The organism is Lacinutrix himadriensis (genome assembly GCF_001418105.1).
Taxonomy (GTDB): Bacteria; Bacteroidota; Bacteroidia; order Flavobacteriales; family Flavobacteriaceae; genus Oceanihabitans; species Oceanihabitans himadriense.
In genome coordinates this window covers 1-3,506 of the sequence record NZ_LIQI01000023.1, presented here as the reverse complement: position 1 = coordinate 3,506, position 3,506 = coordinate 1, and the positions used below count along the sequence as shown (strand labels likewise).

The window sequence follows — 3,506 nt, the reverse complement described above, 5'->3', positions numbered from 1 at the left end:
GTTCCATAAAAGAATGCAACACCATCATGATCTGAAGTATTATTATAAACTTCATTCACATAAAGAGCTGCTCGATCTGCTATAACCATCTTTTTAAACAACCCAAAAGCCATTAATAATAATCCGGATTTAACCTGATTATAATTAAACTTGTAGGTTTTATAAAACTGAGGTAATAAATGGGATGCTCTCTCAATGGGTCCTGCAACTAGTTGCGGGAAAAAAGATACAAACGAGAAAAAAGCAAGCCAATCTTTAGTCGGTTCTAGCTGTTTCCTGTAAATATCTATAGTATAACTAAGCGTTTGAAAGGTGTAAAAACTAATTCCAACTGGTAAGATGATATTTAGTGTAGAAACTTCTAACTCAGTACCAAATAACCTAAAAGAATCTACAAAAGTGTCTATAAAAAAGTTCGTGTATTTAAAATAGACTAAGAAACCTAAATTAATAACAAGACTGACTAGCAAATACTGCTTTTGTTTTTTCTTGCTATCCGTATTATATATTTTTTGACCAATTAAAAAATCAACCAACGAACTAAAAGCTATTAATAGCAGAAACCTCCAATCCCACCAGCCGTAAAACACGTAACTAGAAACTAGTAAAAGTATATTTCTATAATTTCTATTTTTAGCAACGAGCCAATAAAGAACAAAAACTACAGGAAAAAATACAGCAAAATCTAATGAATTAAACAGCATAAGTAATTAGTAAATCGGTTGTCTATTATAAGTATCCTTAACGTTTTCTTCTGCAACAATTCCTACCATTATGAATTGAAGTGATTGATTATTATCTATTTGTAACATATTTTCACTTTTTTGTTTTTGTCCAAACTAAAACGCTTCCTTTTATCTTTTCTATTATACAAAAATATTACGAAAAGTAATTTATTTGAATTTTCAAATTTTAAGCTATCTCTTAATACCTGTAATTTACTAAAATTATGTCCCAATTATTGTTTAAGTGATACATCTTGTTCTATAATTATAGATTATAAAATTTCAATTGTTTTATTAACCCGTTTTAACAAAACCTTCCCGTTTTCATCTCTTATAATTAGTACTATAGAATAGTTTCCTTTTTCTAATAATTCGCTATCTATTTCTAATTTAAACCCTGCATGATCATAAATTTCTTCCTTTTTAAAAAACTTAGAAACATCCTTCCTTTTCTTTCTGACATGCATGGGTCTAACCAAAATAAAATCTTCATCCTTTTCCAATGCAACAAAGAAATCAGTAAATTTAGAATCTTGATTTTCTATAACCATCCATCCTTCTAAAACAACGGAAGACTTTCCTTGAGCTAAAGCAAGATGGTTGGTTTTAGCACCATTTATTCTCTCTAAATTTGATAAAATACGCCCTTTTTCAAGCAGTGTGTCTATTGCCTTTTTATTGTAAACAAAAGACTCGGGTTGAAATCTATTTATTTTATTAAAATTAAAATTGTATTCTTTATTAATATAATTTGCCAATATATTCGTCGCCTTTATACCTCCCTTAAAATTTAAGTGTTGATTTCTTGTTGGTTTTTCATCCATAAAATAAGTCCTAGAAAAATCACCTAAGGTATTTATATCTATAGCCTTAACATTTGTATGCTCTTTAATAATAGCGTTTAGTTTTTTGTTTACTTGCTTTAATTGGTCTTCAACTTTAGCGTAATAATTATTATAGAAAGGAATGGTAACAAACAAAAGTTCAAACTCATGTTCTTCGGAAAGCTCAATGATTTTTTTAATAAATACTTCTTGATCCTTTGAAATATTAATAGTGTCCTTAATTTTTAGATTGTCAATTTTTGACGCCCTTTCTTTTCTCAATATTTTTAAGGATTGGTAATGATCTCTAAAGTCTTTATTCTTATATTTATTTGATGTGTACTTATATAAAACTTTAGATTGATCTTCTAAGTCACTCCAGTTTTCATGCCCTCTGAAAACATTAAAAAAGTTATAAAGTTTGTTTTCTTTGTATACTAAATTAATTTCTTCAAACTTATTTTTACCTGGTTTTTTTGCATGAACGGCTCCAAAATTCTTAACAAACATCTTACCCTCTTCATTAAAAAAATCAGACTCCGCTGCGTTTTCTAAAAACGTAAAGTTTTCAATCACTACCAGCTTTGGTTTTTGATTCTTTAATGCTTCTATTAAATTAAAATAGGTATGAAAAATATTTGTTGCTCGTAATCCTAAATTATAAGAATTTAATTTACATTTTGCGTTTATAATTTTTGTGTTAACTCCGTTTGCTAAATGTGAATTTCCTAAAAAAAGTACATCGACGGTGTTTTTTTCTATTTTGTTATAAAACTCAAATTTCTCAAAAGCAGGATCATCCTTAACAAAATAACTATCAATGTTATAGATTACAACACTAATTAAAATGCTAAATAAAAATATTTTTAAAATTAATTTTTTCATTTTATATCTCTAAAATTGAAAATAAATAAATTCCTGAATAGCTCTATCTCCATAAATACCAAAAATGGTAATAGTAAAAAGGATCATTACATAGATACTCCATCTAAAGATTATTCCTTGACGATTCATTAACCTTATTAAATTATACTTTCTGTGAAGTACTTCAAAAAGGAGTAGTGAAATGATGAAGAAAACAATTATCTTAAATTCATTTACTTTAAAACCGATTAAGTACGTTTCCTTATTGAATATCTCTCCTAAATCAAAATTAGAAAAGATTCCACTAATAATATCAAAAGAATCCTGTAAGGAGTTTGCTCTAAAAAATATCCAAGCAAAACAAACTATAAAAAAGGTTACAGTACTAAAAAAAAAGTTGTTTGCATAGTTACTTTTACCTAATCCTATTTTTTTAAATAGTGGTTTTTTTAAATTATAAGTAGCTTTTTCAAAAACAATGATTAAGCCGTGTATTGTTCCCCAAATTACAAATGTCATAGCTGCTCCATGCCATAAGCCACTAACGAGAAAGACCAAGAACAAATTAAAATAGGTTCTGTACTTTCCTTTTCTGCTTCCTCCTAATGGGATGTATACATAATCTCTAAACCATGTGGATAAAGATATATGCCAACGTCTCCAAAATTCAGTTATGGATTTAGAAAAATAAGGACTATCAAAGTTTCTCATTAAGTCAAATCCCATAGTTCTTGCAATTCCTATGGCAATGTCTGAATAACCAGAAAAATCACAATAAATTTGAAAGGCAAATAAAATGGTTCCATAAAAGAATGCAACACCATCATGATCTGAAGTATTATTATAAACTTCATTCACATAAAGAGCTGCTCGATCTGCTATAACCATCTTTTTAAACAACCCAAAAGCCATTAATAATAATCCGGATTTAACCTGATTATAATTAAACTTGTAGGTTTTATAAAACTGAGGTAATAAATGGGATGCTCTCTCAATGGGTCCTGCAACTAGTTGCGGGAAGAAAGACACAAACGAGAAAAAAGCAAGCCAATCTTTAGTAGGTTCTAGCTGTTTCCTGTAAATATCTATAGTA

At 28.3% G+C, this 3,506-nt stretch carries 3 protein-coding genes; all 3 read right to left on the bottom strand.

From position 1 onward, the window contains the following. Positions 1 to 704 (bottom strand): MBOAT family O-acyltransferase (locus AMD28_RS11960; RefSeq protein WP_420806055.1); only part of this gene is annotated, 704 nt, incomplete at its 3' end. A 293-nt stretch (positions 705 to 997) separates the two neighbouring features. Beyond that, entirely contained in the window at positions 998 to 2,434 is a 1,437-nt protein-coding gene (locus AMD28_RS11955; protein ID WP_055444384.1) for a hypothetical protein, read from the bottom strand. A gap of 9 nt (positions 2,435 to 2,443) precedes the next feature. After that, positions 2,444 to 3,506, bottom strand: a 1,063-nt coding sequence (locus AMD28_RS11950; RefSeq protein ID WP_055444383.1) for an MBOAT family O-acyltransferase, incomplete at its 5' end; no start/stop codon positions are given.